Annotated in this window: 16 protein-coding genes; 7 read left to right on the top strand and 9 right to left on the bottom strand. The window is 50.8% G+C overall.

Annotated elements, in window-relative coordinates:
- Window positions 1-7 precede the first annotated feature (7 nt).
- From HUU10_03095 to HUU10_03135, 9 genes are all read right to left on the bottom strand, one after another.
- A complete protein-coding gene (locus HUU10_03095; GenBank protein ID NUQ80574.1) occupies window positions 8-1,525 on the bottom strand; it encodes a hypothetical protein in 1,518 nt (505 codons plus the stop codon).
- Window positions 1,515-4,280 carry a tetratricopeptide repeat protein gene (locus HUU10_03100; GenBank protein ID NUQ80575.1) on the bottom strand — a complete coding sequence of 922 codons (2,766 nt, stop codon included), beginning with the start codon at window positions 4,278-4,280 and terminating at the stop codon, window positions 1,515-1,517. Before HUU10_03100 ends, HUU10_03095 begins: the two co-directional genes overlap by 11 nt.
- Entirely contained in the window at window positions 4,274-5,773 is a 1,500-nt protein-coding gene (locus HUU10_03105) for a DUF92 domain-containing protein (GenBank protein NUQ80576.1), read from the bottom strand. The genes HUU10_03100 and HUU10_03105 overlap by 7 nt, the downstream gene beginning before the upstream one ends.
- A gap of 7 nt (window positions 5,774-5,780) precedes the next feature.
- Window positions 5,781-6,698: a hypothetical protein gene (locus tag HUU10_03110; GenBank protein NUQ80577.1), complete on the bottom strand. Its 918-nt coding sequence runs from the start codon at window positions 6,696-6,698 to the stop codon at window positions 5,781-5,783.
- A gap of 26 nt (window positions 6,699-6,724) precedes the next feature.
- Window positions 6,725-9,913 (bottom strand): hypothetical protein, encoded by a 3,189-nt coding sequence (locus tag HUU10_03115; protein NUQ80578.1) that lies wholly within the window; start codon window positions 9,911-9,913, stop codon window positions 6,725-6,727.
- A complete protein-coding gene (locus HUU10_03120) occupies window positions 9,913-12,888 on the bottom strand; it encodes a hypothetical protein (GenBank protein NUQ80579.1) in 2,976 nt (991 codons plus the stop codon). Before HUU10_03120 ends, HUU10_03115 begins: the two co-directional genes overlap by 1 nt.
- Before the next feature lie 25 nt (window positions 12,889-12,913).
- Window positions 12,914-14,014: a PorV/PorQ family protein gene (locus HUU10_03125; GenBank protein NUQ80580.1), complete on the bottom strand. Its 1,101-nt coding sequence runs from the start codon at window positions 14,012-14,014 to the stop codon at window positions 12,914-12,916.
- Window positions 14,015-14,026: 12 nt separating this feature from the next.
- Window positions 14,027-17,800 (bottom strand): type IX secretion system sortase PorU, encoded by a 3,774-nt coding sequence (porU, locus tag HUU10_03130; GenBank protein ID NUQ80581.1) that lies wholly within the window; start codon window positions 17,798-17,800, stop codon window positions 14,027-14,029.
- A gap of 128 nt (window positions 17,801-17,928) precedes the next feature.
- Window positions 17,929-18,270 carry a histidine triad nucleotide-binding protein gene (locus tag HUU10_03135; GenBank protein ID NUQ80582.1) on the bottom strand — a complete coding sequence of 114 codons (342 nt, stop codon included), beginning with the start codon at window positions 18,268-18,270 and terminating at the stop codon, window positions 17,929-17,931.
- Window positions 18,271-18,399: 129 nt separating this feature from the next.
- On the opposite strand from HUU10_03135, the gene HUU10_03140 reads away from it, so the two are divergent.
- The 7 genes from HUU10_03140 to HUU10_03170 are packed head-to-tail and all read left to right on the top strand — an operon-like array spanning window position 18,400 to window position 25,984.
- Window positions 18,400-19,884, top strand: coding sequence for a glycogen synthase (locus HUU10_03140; GenBank protein ID NUQ80583.1), 1,485 nt, complete (start codon window positions 18,400-18,402; stop codon window positions 19,882-19,884).
- On the top strand, window positions 19,881-20,456 hold the full coding sequence (locus HUU10_03145; GenBank protein NUQ80584.1) for an HAD family hydrolase: 576 nt from the start codon (window positions 19,881-19,883) through the stop codon (window positions 20,454-20,456). Before HUU10_03140 ends, HUU10_03145 begins: the two co-directional genes overlap by 4 nt.
- A complete protein-coding gene (locus HUU10_03150; protein NUQ80585.1) occupies window positions 20,446-21,669 on the top strand; it encodes a hypothetical protein in 1,224 nt (407 codons plus the stop codon). The genes HUU10_03145 and HUU10_03150 overlap by 11 nt, the downstream gene beginning before the upstream one ends.
- A 1-nt stretch (window position 21,670) precedes the next feature.
- Entirely contained in the window at window positions 21,671-22,900 is a 1,230-nt protein-coding gene (locus HUU10_03155) for a hypothetical protein (protein ID NUQ80586.1), read from the top strand.
- 16 nt (window positions 22,901-22,916) lie between these two features.
- Window positions 22,917-24,224, top strand: coding sequence for a hypothetical protein (locus tag HUU10_03160; GenBank protein NUQ80587.1), 1,308 nt, complete (start codon window positions 22,917-22,919; stop codon window positions 24,222-24,224).
- Window positions 24,221-24,652 carry a ribose 5-phosphate isomerase B gene (gene rpiB, locus HUU10_03165; GenBank protein NUQ80588.1) on the top strand — a complete coding sequence of 144 codons (432 nt, stop codon included), beginning with the start codon at window positions 24,221-24,223 and terminating at the stop codon, window positions 24,650-24,652. Before HUU10_03160 ends, rpiB begins: the two co-directional genes overlap by 4 nt.
- Before the next feature lie 36 nt (window positions 24,653-24,688).
- Complete coding sequence (locus HUU10_03170) at window positions 24,689-25,984, top strand: serine hydroxymethyltransferase (protein NUQ80589.1); 1,296 nt, start codon at window positions 24,689-24,691, stop codon at window positions 25,982-25,984.

Raw genomic sequence — 25,984 nt, forward strand, 5'->3', positions numbered from 1 at the left:
TGGTTCCTTAAAATTGATACCGGAATCCGGCTGTAATCTGAAAAGGCTCCAAACTTAAACCGGGGACTGATTTTTCGTCTTCAGCTATTATAATCCTAAATTCTGCAAATAAATTCAATGGTTTCAGCCGTAAATCATTGGTTTTTAAGGAAATTTCGGTCAGGTCACCTGTTTTTTTCCGGTTTCGGGTATCCGTGGCCCGTGCAGTGTGATATCGGGCACTCAGACCGACTCGGGTTTCACCATCCGCTGAAAGCCAGGTGCCCGCCAGCAAGAGCTGTCTCATGCCTTCCCATGGTACCGACCGGACCGGACCAATGGGAGCCAGCAGGGTAAGGCCAGGAGTGATGCGGATCTGTCCGGAATACTGATACAACCATTCCAACGTCCCCGAATAACTCTTCAAGGGAAGAACCTGAAGAGTCAGTTGATCCGACACAAATACCTGTGGTCTTTCAGATCCTGTACCAATCAGGCGCAACAGGGACCGGGGGCCCGTGATCCACTCTGCCGTGAATCGTATCTGATTTCTGATCAGGGATGAACCGGTTGAATCCGGACCGGGCAGATACCACCACCGGCTTTGATGGATCAGACGGGAGGGATCCGATACTGACTGTGACTGCCAGAACAGGGTGGTATGCCATTGCCGTCCATGCCAGCCAGCCTCGGCACGGCTGATCCAGCCAGCCTCACGGTCCTTATTCCAGACCACTCCGCCACTAAGCCCCAGATTCGTTTGTTCCCCTCTCCACTCCGGTCCGGTGAGAACGGAAAAAACAGAACCTGTTTTACCTCGCGGATGGTCAACCACCAGGTCGGCCGTGGAATTCCACCAGCCAATAGACAGATCTTTTTTCCATTCAGCCAGACTTCTGATCTGACCCGGAACCTGAAAGTTGCCTGTTGTGGATAACTGAGAAAGCCCCAACATGAGCTGAATCCGGTCCCCGGCGGAACGCGGATCTGAAAATACCGAAACCTGGGCCTCTGTCCATTCGGACTGGTTGGGTGACAATCCGGATTTCCCAGGCTTGATTTCACGGTTGGACCAGCCGGCGGTTCCTACCCAGAACCAATCGGAAGACCGGCTCATCAGTCCGGTTTGCGAGTTCCCGACTACCAGCGACCCCTGCTGCCCGTGAAAGGTTGTTTCCTTTTCTGTTTCAACGCCCGCCCCGGCATGAATATCCAGATGAATATCTCCATAAGGCATGGAAATCCCCGCCAGTGTCCTCCATCCTCCCTGAAAGGACCCGGCCACCCCTGCATAAGCCTCACCGGGTGGAGCAAAAGGAGCAAACAGGGCAGGAACCTGATCGGAAGGACCGTAGACTTCCATGGCCGGACTGAAAAAACCCTCCGGCTGAAAATTCATGGTAAATGCCTGGTGCTCGCGCAGTTTAAGCGTGGGACTGGGAATCTCGGGCGCCTTGAACAGCCGGACACTGTCAGCAGGTGACTGTGCCAGAATCGGTGTGGCTGCCACAAGCAGCAACAATACAACAAGCAGATTACCTGACAAGTTTACGTGCCTCCCTGACGGCTTCTGAACCCGGATGATCCCGGCTGTATGATTGGATGTAACGGGTCGCCGCTCTCTTCTTTTTCTCCCTTACCATGGCTTTTACCGTTTCCAGAAAAACCAGATCCACCAGAGGCTGATCGCGTGGCCAGGCTTCCAGCAGACGCTTCCCTTCCGTTTCGACGCCGGCCAGTTTCAGGGTGGCAGCCCGGCGTTTGAACAATTCACTGTCCAGTTCTCTGGTAACCGATCCCGGAAGCTGATCCCTCACCTGATCATAGAAGTGTTCGAACGTGGCTGGTTCCTTCCGGTCGAAATAATGACGCGCCAGGTCGGCCAGCAGGTTTTCTTTCTGATTCGCAATGGCCGGCCAGGAAGCCGACTCGGTCTGCCAGAATTCCCAGAAGGACCAATCCCCTTTCAGTCTGGCTGCGGCAGCCAGACGCTGATAAAAATCAAATCGTTCAGACTCATGCCTGAATGGTTCGGAAAGCAGCCATCTCAGACCGGTGGTATCCAATCCTGCCAGCGAGGCAGGATCGATCACCTGTCTGATCTGAATCAGATCGGAGGGAAAGACCATACGGTTGTCGGCTGCGTAGGACCACACAGGCCAGTTGCCAATCATGAATAACCTGAAAACCACCGGAAAACGCAGGTCAGATTGATCATTATTCAGTCCGAGTTGTTCCCATAATGTCACGTCAAATCCATACTGTGTACGCATCTGATCGAGCAGTATACGCCAGTTTTCCGCCTGGTCAGCACCAATCCAGACTTGATTATCACCCGCCGATCCGGGCGGGATTTCGTTAAAAAAGGTCATCCAGGCTGTCATCTGGGGACCAAACATCCGGAAGAGATAGCCGGCCTGAGGGGACCGGAGCACTGCACTGATTGAATCGGCAGGCCAATGGGATCGGGCTGTGGCCAGTGAATAGGCCACAGAAGGCCAGCTGGTCAGCCTGATCAGGCTGGTGGTAAACCGATTCACTGTCAATTCTCCCCTGAGCGCCGAAATCCGGGTTTCCATCGGGACCAGCCAGTTATCACCCCGCATACCGAAACGTGCCCGGTAATCCCTGATCTGCTCAGGAATAAAGGCCATCGACCGGCTTTGCCAGGAAGCCTGAATCTGCAGCAAGGCTACCAGGTCGGGGAAGTAATCTGGCGCGAAGCGTTCAAGAACCCGAAGGGAACCGAGTGCGAGGTCGGGCCGGTTTGCTTTCAGGGTAATCATGGCAGACCGGAACAGAATACGGTTTCTGACCGAATCGGATCGGGAATACCGCAGCTTTTTCTGCATCAATTCCAAGCCGTCGGTTTCCCTGCCCAGTTGAAACAGGTTTTCCACGCGGATCAGATCAATATCATCATAATAATCGGGATACCGGTCCCTCAGACGCAGAATCCGCTGTTCAACAGTATCCGGATCGTTTGTTTCTATCCGGCAAAAAAGTGAGTAAAGAAAGGCATCCTTTTCGAGGTGGTGTCCTCTGAATCGCAGAACAAAGTCGGTGAACCAGGCATCAGCGGTATAAAAATCACGATGGGCCCAGGAAGCAAAAGCCGCATTGAACAATAATTCGGGCCACCCTTTCCGTTGCAGGGAAACCGACAGGTCGGCTGCCTGCTGATAGGCCACCGATGCTTTTTCATATTCGCCCGTTTCCATGTACACCTGACCAAGCAAGGCATAGAGTGAATCGACCGGCAGGTTCAGAGAAGGTTCCTGCGTTACCAGAGCCAGATCCTTGCCGAAGGCAGGCCAGTTTCCCTGTTTCATCGACGCCCATAAGCGGTTGCTCAGGTTGTATCTCGACACATCGGGCAGATACCGGATGAGCGGTAACCTGGCCGAACTGATCTGACCAATCTGACCTGCCGATTTCCAGACTTCAACTTCCAGAACACGGCGGTATGGGTACAACCACGATTTTGTTCCGATCTCGGATGCTTTTCTCAATGCCTGTGGTTTCTGATTATCCATCCAAAGGCACCATGCAAGCCGGTAACGGATGTAGTCAATCTGCCAGTTCTGAGGATAGGCGTTTTCAAACTGACCAAAGGCAATAATTGCCTCTTTCCAGTTCTCCATTCGGGCATAGGATTCCGCAATCAGTAAGCGGGATTTTTCCAGGTATCCGGGTTCACTGATCACCGGAAGAATCAGTTGCAGCAGATCCACGGTCTTTTCATACTGTCCGGTCTGGAAATAGCAATCGGCAGTGGCAGCAAGGGAATAGGTGTAATACTCCGATTGCGGATACTTTTCTGAAAAGGCCGTAAAGTTTTTTCCAGCTTCTACCCAATTACCCAACCGGGTCAGTAGCCAGGCGTGAAGGAGTTCACCATGTATTTGTTCCGGAAAAGCGGTGGCACTTTTCAGACTGATCGTCAGACATTCCAGTGCTTTAGCCGGATCGTCATAATCTGCATACAATCTGGCCAGCCAATAAAAACTTCTGGACCGGATGGGTTCATTTGCCAGGGTGGTCAGTTCGGTGAGTAACGGTTCTGCTTCCTTTAACCGGTTTTGCTGCAAACGCAGGCCGGCCAGTGTCCATAGCCATTCAGACCGGTCGGGATGAACCGGATAGGTTTGCAGTTGAATACGCAGTGCTTCTTCCGATTCCACCCACCTTCCGTTGGATTGGAGCACCGGCAGGGGTACACCGGAAGGTTGAGAAAAAACCGGGGACCAGCACGCGATGATCAGGCCGATCATCTGCAGGAACCGGCCCGTTTTCACCATGGTCGGATAAACAGGTTATAAGCCAGGATAGCCAGAACTGAAACAATGGACACGCTCAGAAGATTCACATGGTCGTTGTTCAGCCAATGAATCCCCCGGGTCACCCGTGATGGGGCATTGCAGTGTTGATCTGCTTCGGTTTCTGATCCGCAAATGGTGCAGGAAAAGACAGCCTGATACCGGGATCCCAGAATGCTGTCGACGAGTGTGCCTGAAAAACCAGTGATCAGAATCAGAAAAAACAGCATCACCGGTGTTTCAAAGTAAAAATCGGTTTGCCAGAAAATCAGTCCGGCAATAACAGCCGATCCTGCTGCTCCTCCGGCAAGTCCGGCCAGGGTCACGCCGCCGCTCTGACCGGCGGGCACCGGCTGACGGGTCAGAATATCCAGAGGCCGGTTCCGGGAAAACCATCGGCCGGTTTCGGTGCTCCAGGTATCGGCCGTTGCTGCTGCAATGGCTGCCAGATACACCACATAAATCCAGGGCCACAGGTTATAATTGGCAAGGAAAAACAGAAGAAGCGGTATACCGCCGTTGGCCCAGACCTGAAACTGATCACGGGCACCCGATTTGACCGAAGGATCATTCTGATCTTCCTGTCTGAACCGGTGCGAGGCCAGGCTGAGAAGACTTGATAAAAGGAAAAAGACCAGCATGGGCAATACCCATCCCCATCCGCCAATTCCAAGCAGGAAAAATCCCATCAGAATCATGGCCACTGCGCCATCGGCCGTCAGGAACCGGAGCAGAACGGACAGCACACCGGCCACCACCATCAGTCCGAGGACCATCCACAGCCAGATCACCAGTTGCGGTTCCTGCATCAGGGTATCCAGCAGAAACGCCGTTCCGAGCGGAACAAAAATATTATCCAGACCCTGAGACAGTATCATTTCTGCCAGAGAGGCAATAAAGGCGACGAGAAGCGCGATCGGAAACAAATCAAAATAGGTCAATCCGGGAAACAATCCGGCAAAGCCGCAAAGCAGTAAAGCCAGATATCCCATGACCATCATGGTGATCATGCCTTCCAGGGTCTTGTTCCGGTTCAGAGTAAACCAGGATCTGATTTTTCCCATGGACTGACCTACCAGGGTAGCCAGTGGATCCGAGGCAGTAAATGCAAGAATCGCTGCCTGAAACACAGCCGGATTGGAATTGAAGTAAAACCAGATCAGGAACCCCGAAATGACAGGCAGATAGACCGGACCAAGTCCGCGTCGTCCATCAAACCAATCAGATCGCCGGAACCATTTCAGTCCGGCCAGATTGATCAGAGCAATAACCAGACAAAGTATCACCACCGGAATGCGGTGGGTAAAAAAGATGGGAACAAAAAAGACGAAGACACCGGCCAGGAAGTAGTTAAAAGCTCCGGCAAATACCGGATTGAACCGGAAGAACCGGTTTAGCAGTATTTCCAATCCGGTCAGAATCAGATAGACAGCCAGGGCTATACCAGCCCACAGCCAGTCAGAGGTCAGAATCACAGAGTTGTCAGAAAGAATAAGTGAGTGTCAGAGCCGGCACCCGGGTATCGGGTGTAACCGGAACCGACCTCAAAGATAGCCCATAAACACGGTTATGTAAACGGGACTGAATGGCGGCGTTCACCGCAGATACCGCATGATTGGCCAGGGTAAGAATAATAAATCCGTTGGCAAGGTTGTGAAGGTCATTGGCTTTCCCGCGCAAATCGGCATAGCGCTGGAAGGAAGGGGTGGTGCTTCCCAGGTTTCTGAACAGGCTGATATCCTGAGGTGCATTCCAGTTTCCCGGCGTCTGATTGCCAAAATCCCACCAGCCGGGAGTAAACTGATCGTATTTTCCAATCAGTTCGTAATATTGTTGTGAACCATAGGACGGAAGGCTGTGAGAAAAACTGGCACCGGCACCGTGTTCAAATTTCATCTTTTCTTCAAGCCGGTTAAGCTCTCCCCACCATTCACGGTTTCCGGGCAACTGATTGTCATTGGGATTTAATCTGCTCTTTAATGAAGCCGCCTGCGTGCGAGCCAGTTCATCCTGTGCAGAGGATACTTCGGCCACATAGATCAGATAGTCAGCATACTTTCTGGCACTCCAGCCTGTCGATGGATCATCGGCAATTTTCTGGTAGGCCTTTGTTTCAGAAACAGCTTCAGACTCATAGTACCAGGCTGCAACCACAAAAACCACCTCGGCAGCAAAAAATCCGATGGCCGACTTATACGCCTCGGCATACCATTCACCCGAACCGGGAACCACTGCAGACATCAGCGCAGCCTTCCAGGGTTTCTTTGTTTCATCATAAAGAAAATCGGGTACTTGTAACCGGGTCTCCAGGGCCGGTTCAGAGTCAAGCAAAAGGTCCCCGTTCAGAGCGACCTGATCCGACCGGAGAGGTTGCGCCGTCAGGCTGGAAACCAAACTCATTAAAAGCAGAAATAAAACTGGAAATTTCATCGTTTTTCGAGTCCAAGATCAAAATTGAATAGCATCCCAAAATAGTATAACCACTCACGACCAAACCGGACGGAGTCCCGTCCATCAACGGTCCGGAAACCATCTTTTAACTGAATATTGATTGGTTGAAAGCCATAGGCCCCGCTCAGGAATAACCGGATGGGCATCAGGTAAAATGCGGATGATTCCAGCCGGAGTTCCCAGCCGGCATCGGTCAGAATTCCGGCCCGGCCAGGGTAATCCCCGGTCCAGGCTTGCCCGGCATTGGAAAAAACACCTGCAAACAGACGGTCGAAATACCAGAATCCGACATATTTATCGATGGATGGAACCAACGGAAACCGCCAGGCCACCTGCGCCTGATAAAACTGATAGCCACCGATCGAATAGAACGGATAGCCCCGCATGCCGGTCAGTCCGCCGCCGTAGTTATAGAAGAACCCTTCGTCACCCCGGGCCCATGTGGCTGCTCCACGGATCCACAGATTCAGAGTCTGGGATTTAAAGGGAAGTTCCAGATACTCCTTGTAGCCGAAAGTAAGCCGTTTCAGCGGATACCGGTCATAAACCGGCAGCAACACCCCGCCTTCCACCCGGAAATCATCGAGCAGATCATTTTGCTCGATGGCCGCGGTGATGCTGAATTCCCTTCCAACCGGATTGATCTCCCGTTCTCTGGTTGGTTTAATAAAACTGGCCTGCCAATTCAGACTCACCGACTTACCCTTGAAATAATACTGAGAGGATCCCGGAATGCGGGCGCCAACCGGCTGCCAGAAAAAGCCATCGATTTTGCTGCTGTAATAAGACAACCCATATTTCAGGGTAACCGATTGAACCGGGGAAATTTGGAATTGCCCGTAGAAATCAATCAGGCTCAGGTTATAAATGGCATCGGTTATGGCACTATCCAATCCTTCCCGGATGGTAACGGCATCATCCGCCACCCGCGACAGATTGTATATATCGACACCCCACCGGATTGGAGTGAGGTTTTTCAGAAACGGATCCGATACCGACAGCCCTAAATATAAATCCCGGTCCAATTCAGTATAAGATGCCTTTCCGGTTCCGGGAGCAACCAATGCTGCGCCGGTCAGTTGGATCCAGTCCAGCCGGTCAGCCGAGAAAAAGTAGGTTCCGATCTTCGTATCTCTGGAAAGGTTTTCTCCGATTCCCTTCAGGTCGGACCTGCTGAACAGATCGCTGTATTCTCCTGCTGGCTGTGCATAAGAGTCCAGCCTGAGTACCGGATAAAAGGCAAAAGGGGCCTTATCGATCGCAGGCCGGTAATCCTTCTGTGCGGAAACCGCAGGTTTTGATCCCTCAACCAGATTTATTTCTGCAGGAAAAACCGGTTTTACGGCTGATTCGGGATGGTTGCTGAACGGAAACTCCCGGTGAGGCACCGCTTTGGGGTACCCGGGTCTGAAACGATGCACTTTATATCCCGTGCCGGTAAACAGACTGGCAGCCCAGGTGGAATCGTTCAACGGAAGTCCCTGAAAAACACCTCCCATCACCTGAGTCCTCTGAACGCGGTTTCCGGTGCTGAGGGTGTGCTCGTATAAGTTAAATATTCCGGTCTGATCACTGGTCAGCAACAAACGGTCCTGATCCAGCCAGCGGGGTTCACGGTCATCACCGCCTGGCCGGTTTACAAACGTCATTGTCCGATTCACAGGATTCAATACATAGACTTCTCTGCCATGAAGCCTGGTGATATCACCAGTCAGCAATCCGTTTTGCTGGTTGTAATCAAGCGTGTGAAAATCATAATCATCGGCGTTTTCAATCAGGGTGATCAGCGAGTCATTGGAAAGGCACTCCCCGGTAAGTAGATCGGGCAACTCAACGCGGATGATCGATTTTTTCGCATGGGCATTCCGGATCGCATAGACCACACCATTGCCATCATACACCGGAGAAAACAACCGGGCACCTGTGGTCAGACGGATTACCTCTTTCTTCCCTGCATCGTACCAATACAAGTCGGACCATTTGGATTGAAAACGGTCGGGCGGTGAGATCATCGTAAACAGAATACCCCGGTTTCCCTTATGTGTCACCCAGCGCATGCGGCTGTTGGCCTTTACCGCAGGTATTTCTTCCTGAACCACGCCAGCCTGATCGGTCACCAGCGCAGAAACGGTGCTGAGATAGTCGGTGCCGCGGTTGCTCCTGATCAGCCACAAACCGGTTTCCGGGTCCAGATCATCTGCCCAATTGGAAAATCCGTCACCAACCACCGGCTGACCATGATCGATTTCATCCTTTATCGGCTGAATCTGGCGTTCATAATGCCTTCTTAAATCGGAAACCCATTCTGCGTACAATTCCTCGCCGGGTTTACCATACGCTTTTTCCATGGCAGAACCGATGGACCAGGCGGTCATAGACTCGAGTTCCTCATTCAGCTTTTTCATGGCTCCCGAACCGTACCGGGTGGCAAGCCAGGAGGTCAGATGAAACCCCTGGTTGTAAACCGTTTCCCCATCCAGACTGGTTTTATTAAAGCTCATCATTCCGGACCATGTCAGCAGGGTGCTGTCAATTGTTCGTGCCCGCAGAATCATATCGCGGTGTGAGTCCCAGAAATCATAATACATCCCGGGTACGTTGAACTGGGCTGTTCCCTCAGCCAACCAGGCAGGAACCATGATGTTCAGTATCGGGACCGATACCAACTGATTCGGATAACCGTATAAAATGTCGGGGCGTCTGACATTTTCATATCCAAAAATCTGAAGATACCAGGCTGGAAATTTCTTCGACCATTTCATGCTGGCCTGTATCTGCACAATGTGGGTCAGTTCATGAGAAATCACATCTTCCAGCCAACGATGATTTCCCCGGAAAGGAAAATCGAGTGAAGTGGCCCATATTTCGATTTTGTCATCGTAGAAATAGGCAGCCCCGTTCGAATAATCATCCGTATCACGAAGAATCACCGTCTGCCTGGACGGATAGTAACCATACAATTTACAAATGGCCAGATAAACCGAATCATAAACGGCTGCCATTTGCCGGGCTTTGGCACTCAACGGTTCATGATATAAAATGGTGGCATGAGCAGACTCGAACTGCTTCCATTCAAGATGCCGGTAAGTCAGCGGAAAGTATCCCTGTGTCTTCGCCACAACCGGGACAAGGAACAAAAGACTGAGAAGAAACAATTTTTTCATCAGCGGCTCAGAACCACTTTAATGATCCGGGTGTGCGACTTTCCGCCACCGCTGGCATGAAACCGGGCCAGGTACAATCCCGGTTGTGAATCGGCACAATTCCAGACCACTTCAGATTCCACAAAGGCCGATGATTCAAAGGATAATTTCTTCACAAGGTCACCCGTCAGATCGGTTATCGTGACCGTTCCCGATCCCGTAAACGGTAGCTGGTAACGGAATCTGACTTCTGAACCGGTCGACGGATTGGGCCAGGCGTAGGATTCTGCCTGTTCACTGTTAGTGGTTGCCTGCTGGGCCCTGTTGAAGGAAATCACGCCTGCCTGTTGGCTGCGTGGATCACCCGAAGCAACCACACGGCCGGTCCAGCGCTGAAATTCCACACTTTGTTCTCCGATCAGACGAACAGGAAACACTTCATTTCCGGCTGAGGATGTCGTTTTCGGATCCAGATACGTGTATCTGAACTGTCCCGGTGAATTAAACGGAATCCTGACCACCGACCCACCGGCACGAACCAGCAGGAAGGGATCATTTACACTGTCTGCAACCAGGACCTGGTCAATGGAATCCCGAAGTACCACCGGGAACCCGGGGAGCAGTATTTCATTGTACCAGACTGATAGGGCAGTTCCTTCATGCGAAACTGAATACCAGCCATCCGGGGCAGAAAACAGCAGATCAGGATCGGTTGTCTGAATCTGACCCACTAGCAAAAAGTCTCCGTCGGTCAGGCTGCTGATTCCTCCGGAAAAAAGCCTTCCCCCGGTATCCTGCCCAATAAGCAAGGTCCGGTCCCCGCTGATCCGGATGGATGTAAACCGGGTATTCACAGGAGTCCGACCGGTGGAAAGTGGCATCCAGCTTTCTCCGTTAGCTCCCTTCCAGAAAAGGACGGGGATCCAGGTACTTCCTGATTGCAGCCAGAAACTCCGGCGAACTGCCGACGGTTCCGAAGCAAGATTCATGGTGGAAGTGACTGCTGGTTGCCCGGTTCGCTGATCGATACGAACGCCCAGGTACTCCGTCCCTGACCGGTAAATCAGACCCCAGCCGGCACCTGCCTCATCAATTTCCGGCTCTGATTTGAAAGCAGGTGATACCAGCGTGGAAAGATCGATGGAACTGGAAACCAGACCGCCGGCAGTTAACTGCCATTGTTTAAAAAGCCGGTCCCCTGTACTGAACATTACCAGCAGGGTATCGGTTTTAATAGCTGTTTTGAACAGGGCTGGTGAGCCGGTCAACCGTTCCTGACTGACCAATGACCGGTTCCTGAAAACAAAGACTGAGTCTGCAGAGCGGAATGCAAAAAGGGAATCCGCTCCTGAAACCATCCATAAAGACTGTACCGGTGAAAACGAAAAGGACCGGGTGAAGCGGGATCCGGTTGGTATCATTCCGGCCGGATCTTCCCATGCGGTCTGAACCTGGAAATTCCGACCTTCCCTCCTGAACCCGGATAGGGTCAGTCCCGTTGGGTCTCTGAAATCCCAATCCGATGAAGGGGTCGAGCGTTCAGACCACTCACCGGTGAAAAGAGGTGCGATATTGGTTTCATACCAGTAGTCGAAAACAGTGCCGGTTTCAGAACCTGAACCTGCCGAAAAATCACCAAAGGAGGCCCCGATATCCGCACTGCCATCCGCTTCGATCAGAGTTAAAACGGGCTTTGATCCGGTGTTTAACTCCGACTCCTTTCCCGAAGCAAGCAATTCCCTGAGCCGGGAATCATCGAGCCTCCAGATAAGCAAACCACCATCGATGGTATCATTAACCCCATTCCTGAGCGTGTATCCCGAAGGAATTACCCATTCAGGATTGTCTATGTCGGTAAGAACCCCTTTCAGATCGGTTTGGTTGTACGGATAAAACCGGCTTGCATCGAATGTATAGGTCTTTTGATTCACCGTTCCCTGATCGGTGGTGGTTACTGTCACCTGCCGCTGTGAACCCGCTGAATACCGAAGTCGCCGTTCCACCAGAAAATACCGTCCGTTTCCGGCATGAATAAAAACCGGCTGGGGTTCACTATCCGAAAAGTTGAGTTGGGCAGGCAGATTCCAGACATCAAAAACCCGGGGGGTCACCCAACCCAGCTGATACAGCTCCCAGGCCGATGGTGGGGTGGGTAAAAAGCCATTGTAATTAAAAAAGCCGTATCCATCCATCAGACCAAACCGACCTGCACGGCTGCGGCCGGTTTTGGAATCATACAGGTCGGGCAATCCGAGAAAATTTCCGGTATTGGCGACCATCAATCCGTTAATTCCAAAATTGATGAGAACCGTTTGTCCGAAAGAAGTCACTGTTCGTGAGAGGGTTTCCGGAAGTACACTGAGGTTATCAAGCGGTAAGCCTGATTTAATCTCAGGAACCGTTCCGTAAACGCGGTCAAACCACTTTTTCCCCAGGAAAATCGAAGAGAGATCAGCCGGCGTGGGATCCCCGCCCAGAATCTGGATCCAGTTGATATCACGACCGAGTCCGGCATGAAACAGAATGAAATGGGTTGGAATGGAACTGACTGGCAATGCAGCAACGGAGGGATGTGCAGCGGCAGCCCTCGAAAAATCCCTTATCAGCCTGGCATACCCGGTATCAGCCGGTTGTCCGACCGACGAATAAGTTGCCATGGGATTGGGTAATCGGATGGTTCCTGAAACCAGAAGCGGCTGGATGGAAAGCCGGTTTTGAGAGACCCGTTCCCACCAGTTTTTCAGGAAAACCAGATGATTGGCAAAGAAACTGGAATCATGCGGCCAGGAGCCCAGAAAGCCGCTATCTCTGGCTGCCAGATTAAAGGTACCGTCACCAAAGGTTAACGGATTGCTGTCCGGCTGAAATTCCACCATAAAGGCCACCACCCTGATCGCGTTGGGAGTGTCCGTCTGAATCCGGGTGGGTAATTGGGCAGAAAGTTGGGAGAACCCAGCCGCTGTTGCCAGCAGCAGGGTCAATAATAGTCGGGTCACGTTGCTGAGTCTCTCCGGTTCCTGATCAGAGCCTGTCTACATTCAAGCCAAGTGAAACCCGTACCGTCCCTTCGAGCGGATGTGCTTCTTCAAACGCCGAAATATAACTGAAATCAAAATTGAGGAAAGAATAAACCAATCCCACCCCATAGGTCATGAATTTGCGGTTACCATATTTTTCATCTTCGTGAAAATAACCCATGCGCAGAAATACAAACTTATCATAAACAAATTCACCACCAATGGTGTAATTCGCCTTCTTCAATTCTTCACCAACACCATCCTTGTACCAGGCCTTGTAAACCGCCTGATAAACCGGGTAACTGGTTACCGAATCTTTCTTGGCCACCATCAGTTTCGAAAATTCAGCAAAGGTTTCAAGTGAATAATACTCATCATCAAACCACCGGTAGGCAACTCCTGCCCTGAAATTGGTAGGAAGCGGATCGGCCTGATCTTCATCGATATAGGTCATTTTAGGCCCGATGTTACTCAGAGAAACTCCCAGTCTTACTTTGTTGGAAAAATCCATTCCGATGGCATCGATCATCAGATTCTTTGGATGCCACTCAGTTGCCAGATCGACTCCAAATCCCGAAGCAATCCCCTCTCCGCGCTCACCTGCTGTAGGGACAGGCGACAGGCGCGAATAAATAAACCGAGCCCCGGTTCCGAAACTCCAATCCTCATTAATCGGAAAGCCATAGGAAATACCAACGGCACCTTCCCAGGAGAAAAATCGTCCCAGTTCCTGATTGGTCTCGCTGGTCCGTACGTTTTCACCGAGATTCAGATAAGTCACGTGCATTCCGAGGGTTCCGAGGTCTTCCCCGAGCGGATAGGTGACCGCCAGATAATCGTAAAACAAATCACCGGTCAGCTGCGGAAGCCAGTTGGCATGGGTGATGGCAACCATGATTTCTTCCACCCGGTATAAGGCAGCCGGATTCCAGAAAATGGTGTTCGGATCCCGACCCGACATGGCCACTCCCCCTTCACCAAATCCACTTGAACGGCTGTCTGGTGCAATCTGCAGGAAAGGAACGGCCGTAACTCCGGCCTGTCCGAAGGATTGAAAACTGAAAGCCGTCATCAGGCTGAAAAACACAGCCACTTTTTTCAACATGGGTATCTCCGTTTATTTATTTTTTAAAATTTTCAGAACCGATTGCCGTGAAACCCCACCGGTCAGATCGGTTACCTGCAGACGTACCATATAAAGGCCGTTCGCCACTTCATCGGTGTCTGAATCCCGACCATCCCATACGAGAAACGCCGATGCAGAGGAACCTGCAAAGGTCTGATCCAGTGTACGGACAAGCAATCCGTTCAGGGTATAAATTTTTGCTGTCATGCGCAGGGACACATCGCTCAGGTTGTGTGGCACATAAAACCTGACTTCGCTGCTGAACGGATTCGGATACGGCATAACCTCTCCCAGTTCAAGACTGGTCTGCCCGGTTATGGTAAACCTGGTGGATGACCGGGAAAAGTTATTGAAAGAATCCCACACCGTTACTTCGATGGAATGCGGCCCGGCGGGCAGACTTTCCAGCGGGAAACGAATAGAACCCGAGGTGTAATCATCTTCTGCAGACCGGTAATAGGGCCCCAGATCAATCGGATTTCCCTGATCTCCATTTAAAACACCCGTCAGCTGATGCCCGATTCCCAATCCGGTCATGTTAATTCCCGATTCATCAGTGACATCCGCAATCAGAAACCCGGTCGGGGCCACTGGCTGACCTGGTTGGTAGGTCGGATCGTTCACGTACAACCGGATGGTTGGACCGGTGGAGTCAGCTATTCCGTGACCGGTACCAGATATGAAGTACAAGGCTGGTGATTTGAGAACTCCGGTCTGATTCCCGCTGTACAGATACCCGCTTATCCGGCCCGGCAGCAGATTATTGGGCAACACGTCTCTTGGAACCATAAACGTGACCGAAAAATCACCTCCGGTAATCGTTGAGGTTCCTCTGAACAAATCAGGACCATCAATCTGATAGGATTTTATTGCACCCGGAATCGCCTGCCAGTCTGTGATATTGACACGCACCGGTTCACTTTTTATCCGGACATCCAGTTTACCGGTAAACCCGGAATCTCTGGTTCCATCCACCGCAGCCACATATCCATTCAGAGTGAACTGGTTTCCGGTTTCCACCACCATCGGATCAATTTCCCGGAGAACACTGCCATTTTTCGTAATCAGTCCATTACGTTCCGGCAAAATCAGTTGCATGGCCGGGTCGGCCAGAAGACTGAACTTTTTCACGTTTGGTGAAAAGATATATGGCGAGGAAGAGGAACTGCGTTGTGCGAAGATGTTTTTTGTTTCTGTGTAGATCTCTCCCAGACTCGGATTTCTGCCATCCGGTTTCCGTTTGTACATGGTTCTGAACAAATGGTAGTTCAGAGCCAGATTGTTCGATCCGCCGATAACCTTGTTGGTAAAGACCACCCGGGTGGTCGTGAACAATCCCACCGCACCAGATGGGGTCCAGGTCACCAGCTGCTCGGCTGCGCTCTGCAGGTCAGGATCATCAAATTTTCCAAAATCGCAAGTGGCAGTGATTACAAACGGCAACCGGTTCTGGTTCGTCAGCTGAGGTAAAAATTCCGCAATTTCCAGAACACGTTCATGGGTCCAGACCCTGGTATTCCCGTGACCCGAATAATTCACCACCGCCGACCCTGAATTGAACAGACGGACCAATGCAGAAGCCGCTTCCGGTTTACGACGCCCCTGACTGGTAACAATGGTCGGAAAGTTCACAATGTACAGTTTGTTTCGCGTCAGGTAACCAGGAATCTGGGCCGCTACTGTTTCTGCATTTGAAACATGCAGGTCCTCATCATCCGTCGAGGTGGTGAGGCCATCATCGGCAACCAGACTGACCAGAGAACGCCAGTCACCCGGTTCTGATTCTGTATCGTATCGGATCAGTTTAGAAACAATGATGTCGGCTTCTTTAACCGTCCGGACGGGCAAACGGCCGATTCCGATCTTGTGCAGTCCGTCTGATAAAAGGTAGGAATACTCATCATCGGTGGCATAACTCTCTTCCTCACTGAACGACTCCGGACTCTGGAAGGTCGGTAGATGATTGTAAGTGGTCTCCTTTTTCATCCGGTTTTTGAAGTCAAAGGAGGTATCTCCAAACAGCAACACGTTTTTCAGACCGCCGCCAGAGGCTGTGTAACAATCGGCCAGAAACTGCCTGATCGCATACAGGTTTGGCTTTCCGCCCGAGTAATAAGAATAGATGTCCCCGGCAAGAACCACCGCTCCGTTCCATCCCTGCGACTTCCGGTGATTCAGCAAACGGGTGGCTTCGGCCTTGAAAGCCGGAATGGTAATGATAAGATAATCGGGATTCTGGTCGATGATTGGCGAAAGAGAGATGGGAGAAAACACCTCTGTTTTATCGATTGCCCTGAAACCCTCTCTGGTGTTGAATGCCCAGAAGCGGTTTGGAGCCGAAGGAGTCACCAGCCAGTTAAAACTGAATTCACCCCCATTAACCACCGCCGGACTGACCCGGACCGGATTGAGGGGATCATCGATTGAAAGGACTTCAATATTTGAATTGGGAAATCCGGACAGAGAAACCGTCCAGGTTTCCTGATTAGCGGGTCTCAGGTAAAAATCGGTCTGAACCTTGTTCTGGCTTAATGACTTCTGATAGTCAATGGTCAGCCAGTCAACCCATGCCGAGGCCGACCCTGTGGCGGTAAATTGATAGTCCAGCATCACCCGGTCATCCTGTAACAAGGCCGGAATGGTGGCAGGGGAGGTTTTCGAAGTGGCGATAACCCCGTAACCGGTAAATGAGATAACCGATCCGGTGGTCAGATTGGTAATCACCGGTCTTCCCGACTCCATTACTGTGATTTTCCCGTCCTGTTCTTTCTTATACTGTGAAACAACCGAGGTTTGAAAATTCAGCGTGGTGCCCGTCTTGTATTCGGGCAGACGAAGGGTGTAGGCCTGTGTTGAGTTCGACACCAGCCGGCTTCCCATCCAGATCTGCCCCGTGTTGAGAAGGTTTTCAGAATCCGGATTGATAAAAACGGTTTTCCAACCTTCCCTTACTTCACGCGCCGGTTGAGTGCCGGGTACAGTACCCGTTTGCATCCGGCGACCGGGTGTGGTTCCGATGGTGATAAACACCTGGTGAAGACTGGTTAACTGATCATCATAAAAGGTCATCCGTCCCTGTGAGGTATTCCATACGGTTCCGGAAGCGGAGGTGGTGTAAAAGAAGTACTCCGAGCTTTCCTGAAAACCTTCAGGCTCGGTTCCTCGTAGCAGCAAGGGAATTTCTTCAAGTCCTTGCTTTTCGGGCTGATAACCAGACACGGTGAACACTTTCAGGTTTCTCAGGTCGGAATCGGTTGGAAATCCCCATTTTTTCAGGTCACTGCCGGTAATCCGGTACACCCCTTCTTCGGTTATTCTGGCCGTGACCCACCGCCCCGACTCCAGAACCGGGTTATAACTGACGTTCTGCTGACGCTTCAGTAAGCCCGATGTCTGCAAGTCCTGCCGGATTCCGGTCTGGCAGGATGTGGCCAGATAAAAATCTTTTCCGTCGAAAAATCCGATAGCACCGGGGTCAGTGATCCCGGGACCTCCGCCCAGGCGGCTGATGGCCAGATTGCGTGAATCTGATTCACCGCCAATCCGGATCCAGCCGGACTGAGTGCCAGGTTGAATCTGGTGGGATTCATGGATATATAAAAGATCACCCGAAGGGGTCTGGTGAAGGAAAGGGGAGGCAACAACCGCCACGAACTTTTGCCCGGCACGGATTGTCTTAAAAAGGGAGTCAGGGCTGAAATAAAGACTGGTTTGTGCACTACCCAGCGCAGGGATCAATAGCAGCAGCCAGATCAGGTGATTCATAATCGTTCTCAGGCAATAAATAATGACTAGGATAACGTTTTCAGATGCCCGCTAACAACAAACCGATATGGAATCTCTCCTGATTGATTGAAACGAAAGTAGGGTCCGGCGGGGAAAATTACAACGGTTCAGCCCGGAGGCCATAAAAATTTGCGCTTTCCCATCAGGTGGGCGTGCAGATGAAACACCGACTGTCCGCCATCTTCGTTTGTATTGATGGCCACCCTGTACCCCGGACCCGCAATCTGGAGCTCTTCGGCCAGGCTGGCGGCCTTCCTTAACAGCTTTCCAAGAAGGACGGTATCGGCATCGGTCGATTCATTCAATGAACGGATGTGCACCTTGGGAATGATCAGAACATGGACCGGTGCTTTCGGTCCGATATCATGAAAAGCCAGTAATTCATCATCCTCGTAAACCTTTTTGGCAGGTATCTCACCCGCCACGATCCGGCAGAACAGACAATCCACAGTCATCACCTGTTTTTCACAAATCTTAATCATAGTGACTTTATTTGTAAAAAGAAATAGGTTTCCGTACCTTTGCGAATATTTTTTTCGTTCCGGTAAACCACAGTATTCTAGACAGACGGATGTTCAATGGCTAAGCCTGTAAGTGTTCTTTATGTTTCCACAGAGGTGAGCCCGTTTGCCAAAACGGGAAGTCTCGCCGATGTTGCAAATGCCCTTCCCATGTCCTTATTCAACATCGGGACCGAGATTCGGGTGGTCATGCCCAAGTATGGATTTATCAGCGAACGCAGAAGCCGCCTGCATGAAGTGATCCGTCTGAAGGACATCAGCGTGACCCTGAACGGGACCGAGCGGAAGATCAACGTGCGGGTCGGAGTCCTTCCTGATACCCGGGTACAGGTCTACTTCATTGACAATGAAGAATTCTTCAAACGAGATTCTCTGTACACCAACCCGAAAACCCAATCGGATTACGAAGACAACCACGTCCGTTTTGCCTTTTTTGCAAAGAGCATCTTCGAAATGCTCAAACGTCTGGGCTGGCAACCCACCATCATTCACTGCAATGACTGGCACACCGGCCTGATCCCCTACTATCTGAAACAGTATTACCGTCAGGATGAGTTCTTCTCATCCATGAAAACCTTGTTTACGGTTCATACCACTGCCTACCAGGGTATTTTTGCTTCACAGGGTGCATCAGAGATTGATATTGCTCCCGACCACCAGAACGAAGATGTCATTCTTCAGAATGGAAGCCTGAATTTTCTGAAATGCGGCATTACCCAGGCCGATTTCGTTTCAACCATCAGTGAACGGTATGCACGGGATACAGCCGAAACCCCCGAGGTTTCCAATGGTCTTCATCCCTACTTTAAAAAACTGAGCAACCACTATACCGGCATTTCCAACGGTCTGGATTACAAAGTATGGGATCCTGAGAAGGACAAGCTGATCCCTGCCAATTACTCTGCTGATCACCTGTCGGGAAAACTGGAATGCAAAAAGGCCATCGTTGAGAAATTGGGACTTCCCTTTAACGAGTCCACTCCGGTGGTCGGAATCGTCACCAGAATGGTCGATAACAAGAGCATTGATCTGATGATCGACGTAATTCCCGACCTTCTGGCTAAGGACATTCAACTGGTTTTCATGGGACAGGGGGAAGAAAAGTACCAAAAGGTACTCGAATCCCTGAAAAACCGCTATCCCGGACGCATGGGCGTGACGTTTACTCATGACCATCAGGTGTCTCACATGATTTTTGCAGGCGCCGATATCTATCTCATGCCTTCCAAATTCGAGAACAGTGCAGCCAGTCATTTATCATCCCTGCGCTACGGAACCATTCCTGTGGTATTTCCGACCGGTAATCTCGATGATTGCATTGTGGATCTGAAACAATCTTCGGTCAAAACGGCTACCGGTTTCAAAATGGCTGCCCTGACCCGGGAAAGCCTCATTGAAACGGTTTCTCTTGCACTCGAAACCTATGGCAACCGTGATAAATGGAACCACCTGGTCCGTAATGCCATGGCAGCCGATTTCTCCTGGGAAAAAACGGCAGCCGACTATCTGGCATTGTATAAAAAATTGTTGAAGGAAAAGTGAAACCGGCCATTTTTCTGGACCGGGATGGCACCTTGATTGAAGAAGTGAATTTCCTTCACAAACCCGAGCAGGTCAGACTGACACCGGGTGTGGTTGAATCGATTCGTAAGGCCAATCAACTTTCTGTACCGGTTATTGTTGTATCGAATCAATCGGGAGTGGCCCGGGGACTCTTTTCCGAAGCGGATGTTCACAAAGTCCATCAGCATATCGATTCCCTGCTCGGAAAGGAAGGCGCACGCATCGATTCGTGGTTTTTCTGCCCCCACTATCCCCTCAAAGACGGATCTGCCTATGACCGCTCCTGCCGTTGCAGAAAACCAGGCACCGGCATGTTCGAAGAAGCCGCTGGCCGCTTTCCCATTCATTTCGGAACGAGTCTGATGGTCGGTGACAAAGAAATGGATATTCTGGCGGGAAGATCCATGGGAATGCGTTGTGCCCTGGTTGAAACTGGTTACGGACGTTCCCTGTCCACCCGAATTGAACTAACTCCCTCCGACTACGTCTTTGTCAATGCCGGACAGGCAATAAGATGGTTTACCGACAAATTAGAGGCTTATGAAAATTAGCATTTTCCCCATTCTCTCCCTGGCGACCCTGGTATTTACGGCCTGTTCAGATGACAACCCAACTCTGGGTTCCGATCTGATTTCTGCCGACGAACAGGTGAAACTGGAATCCATTTCGACCGACACGCTCAGCGGATTCAGGTTCTCTGTTTCCTATGAAGACTACAATCCGGTAACCGCCAATGCATCATATCTGACCATTGGCGAAACCAATAATCCACGCGCCGGAAATCTGACCACTCAGGCTGCCATCCGGCTGATTCAGGGAAGTCAGAACGGTTTTGTCCCCGATTCACTTGTTTCCGTACTGGAGGCAAAACTGTTCCTCACCCCCTCTGCTATCAATCTGGGAGACACGACCCGTCCGTTTACACTCCGGATCCAGGAATTACAGAACCTGCCGGTTTTTTCATCCATGAAACTGAAAGACCAGCTTTCTGCAGGCCCGGTGGTGGCCGATACCACATTTGCCGGTATTCTCCGCTCCCGGTTTTCGGTCACGGTCTCTAACCGTTCCTGGGTGGAGAACATGCTGAAACTATTCGGGAACACCTCAGACACCCTTTTACTGAATCAATATTCCAAGGGATTACTGCTGAGCAGCCCGGCTTCAAACGGCCGTTCCATTGGCTTATTCGGGTTTGCAAGCAACCTGTCCTTTTTTGGTTACCTCGATGACCCAGAAGTCCGAGTCCGCACTGTTATCCGTACCGGCAACCAGCAAACCGACACGGTCACAGTCACCTTTACGCTGGGATCGGCCAATCAATTATCATCCTTTACCCCGGGTCCGGTTTTCTCTGATCCCAATTCACTTGGAATTTATGCCCTGTCTGGTAAACGTGCCAAGCTGACTTTCGATACCTCGGTTATTCCCACAAAGTCCACGGTCTTTTCCGGCAAACTTGTCTTTTCTGATATCACAACCGATACCACTCAATACCGGTCTTCGATTCTGGTGTCTCTCACAAGTATTAATCCGACCGATCAGTCAGCCACCAGTCCTCTCAATTCCACCAGACTTGCTTCCAACCGGAAACTGTCCTTCAACATTGCCACCATCATGCAATACTGGAGCCTGCGCGGCGCTGGTCCCGGGTTGTATCTGATTCCCGGTTCAGAAGCCTCTGCAACCGATTACATGGAGTTTTCACTTGACCCTGCTGTGACATCCTCCCGTCCCGTACTTTCACTCGTTTTCTCACGGCGGTAATATGAACGTAATGAAAACCCTCTTCATCTTCGCCTGTTTGTTATTGGTTCCATCCCTGTATGCCTCAGGCCCCCTGAGCGGAAAATCCGGACTGGGAACACTCAGTCATCCGGTGTTGAATAATCTTTCCGGATTGGCCGGAGCAGGATTGGCAGTCCGTGATCCTGAATTGTTTCATCCGCTGAATCCTTCACAATGGGTATTCAGCAGAAAGACTCATATCATCTCCTCTTTCAACTGGGAGGGGTTTTCTCAGTCAGGAACCTCAGGAGAAGCCTTTTACAGCGGATTCGGATACCAGGGAACCATGCTCGTGTTTCCGGTCAAAGCCGACTGGTCTGTCGGATTTTCGCTGCTTCCTTATTCACGCTCCGATTATGAAATCAATCAGACACTGAATGCACCCGATGGGTCCGTCATCAGCACCTATTATGGTTCTGGCGGACTTTCCGCACTTCGGGCAGGAGCCGGCTACCGGTTATCTGCGACCTGGTCGGTCGGTGCCTCGGCTGACTACTATTTTGGTGTCATCAGCAAAAACCGCACAGTGGCGTATTCGACCGGAACGAATTCCTACCTGTCCGATGCATACAAAGTGTACGGCTATGGTATCACTCTGTCTGCCACAACTTTTCTGCGCCCGGAGTGGATTGGTGAAAAGGAACAACTGACCGGTGCCATCAGCATTCAGATTCCCTTTGGTCTGAGTGGTACCCGCACTCAATATGAATATTCCGATCTGATTGGTGACACCACCCAAACTGTTACCGATATCACCGGAGCTCTTCCATTTACTCTGCTGGTTGGAATGGCCTATTCCAGAGATGACCGGTTAACCATCGCTGGCGATCTTGTTTTCAGTTCTTCCTCCTCCATTGACATTCCTGCCAACGAGGCCAACCCCTCAAAGGATGTTTTGACATTAAGAACAGGGTTTTCCTATATTCCTGACAACAGCCCGGGAGCCAGATTCACCAACCGGATCCGCTACAAAGCCGGATTTTCGGGTGGATTAAGCCATGTGGTCTACTCTGGTATCCAACAGGATGAATGGGGGATTTCATCCGGTTTTGGGCTCCCCCTGCCCGGCCTTGGAAGTGTATTGGATGTGGGTGGCGACATTATCTGGAGAGGATATCTCGCAGGGACTCACTATAAAGACCAGGTGTACCGCCTGAATGTCGGTATCAACCTGACAGAACTTTGGTTTCAAAAACGTATGATCGATTAATCGAAAGGATTCGGCCATGAAACAATTTACAATGGCAACCCTTGCTCTGATGGTTTTTACTGTCTCTGCATATTCGCAGGAAACACCCCCTCCCGCTGCTGAGAACCCTGCCGCCCAGCAACAAATTAACCGGAACTGGAGTCTTTTTTCAGAATATCATAAGAACAAAGACTACATCTCCTCCATCAAATACGGAATGTGGTTGGCCAAAAATGCACCCGAGGCCAAAAGAACCCTGTGGCAACGTCTTCAGGAATCCTTTGTGAATGTTTACCTCGACTCCACACTGGCCCCTGAAGCAAGAGCGCCCTATCTCGATTCATCCATGATCGTTCTGGATCTTGGCCGTTTCTATACCCCCGATAAAGCACAGAGTTTCTGGCTTAGAAAGGGCTTCAACTTCGAAACCTATTACAAAAATGCGGATAGCGCCATAGCCAACTATCAGTCTGGTATTGCCATGAATCCGGCCGAAGTGGATGTTGCGTATGCAGTCATGTGCGGCCGTCTTATGATCCAGAAGGAAATGGTTCAGGAGACCATTGACCTTTACTCTTCCCTGATTGATGCCTATGAAGCTGCAGGAAAGCCTGAGCCAGCACAAACCCTCCGCTATGAACTGAGTGCCATTGCCAATCCTGAGCAATTGATTGAGGTTTATAAAAAGGCCCTTGAAGGTGAAAAGGATCCCGAAAAACGCAAAAAATTGTTCCTCTCCCTTTATAAGCTGTATGCCGATTCCATGAAGGAAGATGAAAAAGCAATTGAGTACATCAACCAGCTGATTGCTGTTGACCCTTCCGCAACCAATTACCGTCTGCAGGGAAAAACCCTTTACAGTCTTGGTAAATACAACGAGGCCATCGGTTCCTATCAGAAAGCTCTGAAAGCGGAAGAAACCAAGGAAGACCTCCTGAACATTGCTCAGGCTTACGTAAACCTTGAAAAAGGGTCGCAGGCACGTGACTATGCACGCCGGGCTCTAAAAATTGATAAAAATCTCGGACGTGCCTACATCCTGATTGGTCAAGCCTATGAAGCGGCTGTTGCTGATTGTGTTGGAAAAAAGGGTGGCTGGACGAAAATTGAGTTTTCTGACAAGGTGGTTTATCTGGCCATTGAAGAAGCCTATCTGAATGCAGCCCGGGTAGATGAATCGGTAGCAGGAGAGGCTAAAAACCGGATCCAAGCCAATAAACGCAGCAATCTTTACCCGACCAAGGAAGACTATTTCCTTCGCCAGCAAAAAGCGGGCGACGTCATCAACATCAATTCAGGTTGCTATGCATGGATTGGTGAAACGGTCACCGTTCCAAAATTATGATCGGAATTGCCTCGGATCATGCCGGGGTTGACCTGAAATCTTTCCTGATAGCCGACCTTTCCCGGACCGGGCAACCGATCCGGGATTTTGGTCCATCAGGAACCGAGTCGGTTGATTATCCCGATTTTGCGCAATCACTCTGCCGTGAATTGCAATCTGGCCAAGTTTCACGCGGTATTCTGATTTGCGGAAGCGGCATCGGAATGAGTATTGCCGCCAACCGGTTCAGAGGAGTCCGCGCTGCGCTGGTATGGAATCGTGAAACTGCTGCTCTTTCACGTCAGCATAACAATTCAAATATTCTGGTTCTTCCCGCCCGCTTTCTGGATAAACCAACAGCACTCGACATTGTTAATATCTGGTTGTCCACCGATTTCGAAGGTGGACGTCATACCCGCCGGGTCGAAAAAATCGAACTTCCCGGTTAAAAATTTCCCTTCCATTCCCATTCAAACAGAGGACCCATGAGCACACTGATGAGTTTTGATCCGGAATTATATAAGGCCATACAGGGCGAAATCACCCGTCAGACCGAAAAAATCGAACTGATTGCCTCAGAGAATTTTGTTTCCAGACAGGTGCTGGAAGTGGCCGGAAGCGAGCTCACCAATAAGTATGCAGAGGGTTATCCTGGTAAACGGTACTATGGAGGCTGTGAGTGGGTAGATGTGGCCGAAGATCTGGCCCGTGAGCGTTTAAAAAAGCTGTTTGGTGCAGCCTATGTGAATGTTCAGCCCCATTCGGGAAGCCAGGCCAACATGGCCGTGTATTTTTCACTGCTTCAGCCAGGCGATACCGTGTTGGGCCTCGACCTGAATCATGGCGGCCATCTCACACACGGATCCGCCGTGAATTTTTCCGGACAGCTCTATAAAGTCGTCTCCTACGGTGTAGAAGAAACCACTGGCCGGATCAATATGGAGTCGGTGCGGGATCAGGCAATCAAACATCGCCCCAAAATGATCATTGTTGGGGCCAGCGCCTACTCCCGCGATTATGATTATGAGACCTTCAGGAAAATTGCCGACGAAGTGGGCGCCTTCCTCTGGGCCGATATTGCTCACCCCGCTGGTCTTATTGCAACCGGACGTCTTAAAAATCCGCTTCCCCATTGTCACATCGTGACCAGTACCACGCATAAGACTCTGAGAGGTCCACGTGGCGGAATCATCATGATGGGCTCCGATTTCGAGAATCCGTTTGGAATCACCATGCCCAAGAGTGGTCGTCTTAAAATGATGAGCGAAATTCTTGATTCGAAAGTAATGCCCGGAATTCAGGGCGGACCTCTGATGCATATCATTGCTGCAAAGGCAGCTGCCTTCCACGAGGCCCTTCAACCCGGATTCAAAACCTATACAGGTGCCCTTCAGGCCAATGCCGCAACATTGGCTGGTGCCATGGTTGAGAAGGGATATAAAATCATCTCGGGCGGAACCGATAACCACCTGATGCTGATCGATCTGCGGAATAAAAATATCACCGGCAAGGATGCCGAAATAGCCTTGGGAAAAGCAGGAATCACCGTTAACAAAAACATGGTTCCCTTCGATACTCAATCACCGTTTATTACCAGTGGTATCCGGCTTGGTACTCCTGCCATGACCTCCCGCGGTTTTCGTCAGGATCATTTTAAGCAGGTGGCTAACTGGATTGATCGGGCCATTCTTTCCTGGCAGGAAGATGCCACCCTTTCAAAAATCAAGGGTGAAGTGGCCGACCTCTGCCGCACTTTCCCGATTCATCCGGAGATCGGTTAA

This window comes from Bacteroidota bacterium (genome assembly GCA_013360915.1).
GTDB lineage: Bacteria > Bacteroidota > JABWAT01 > JABWAT01 > JABWAT01 > JABWAT01.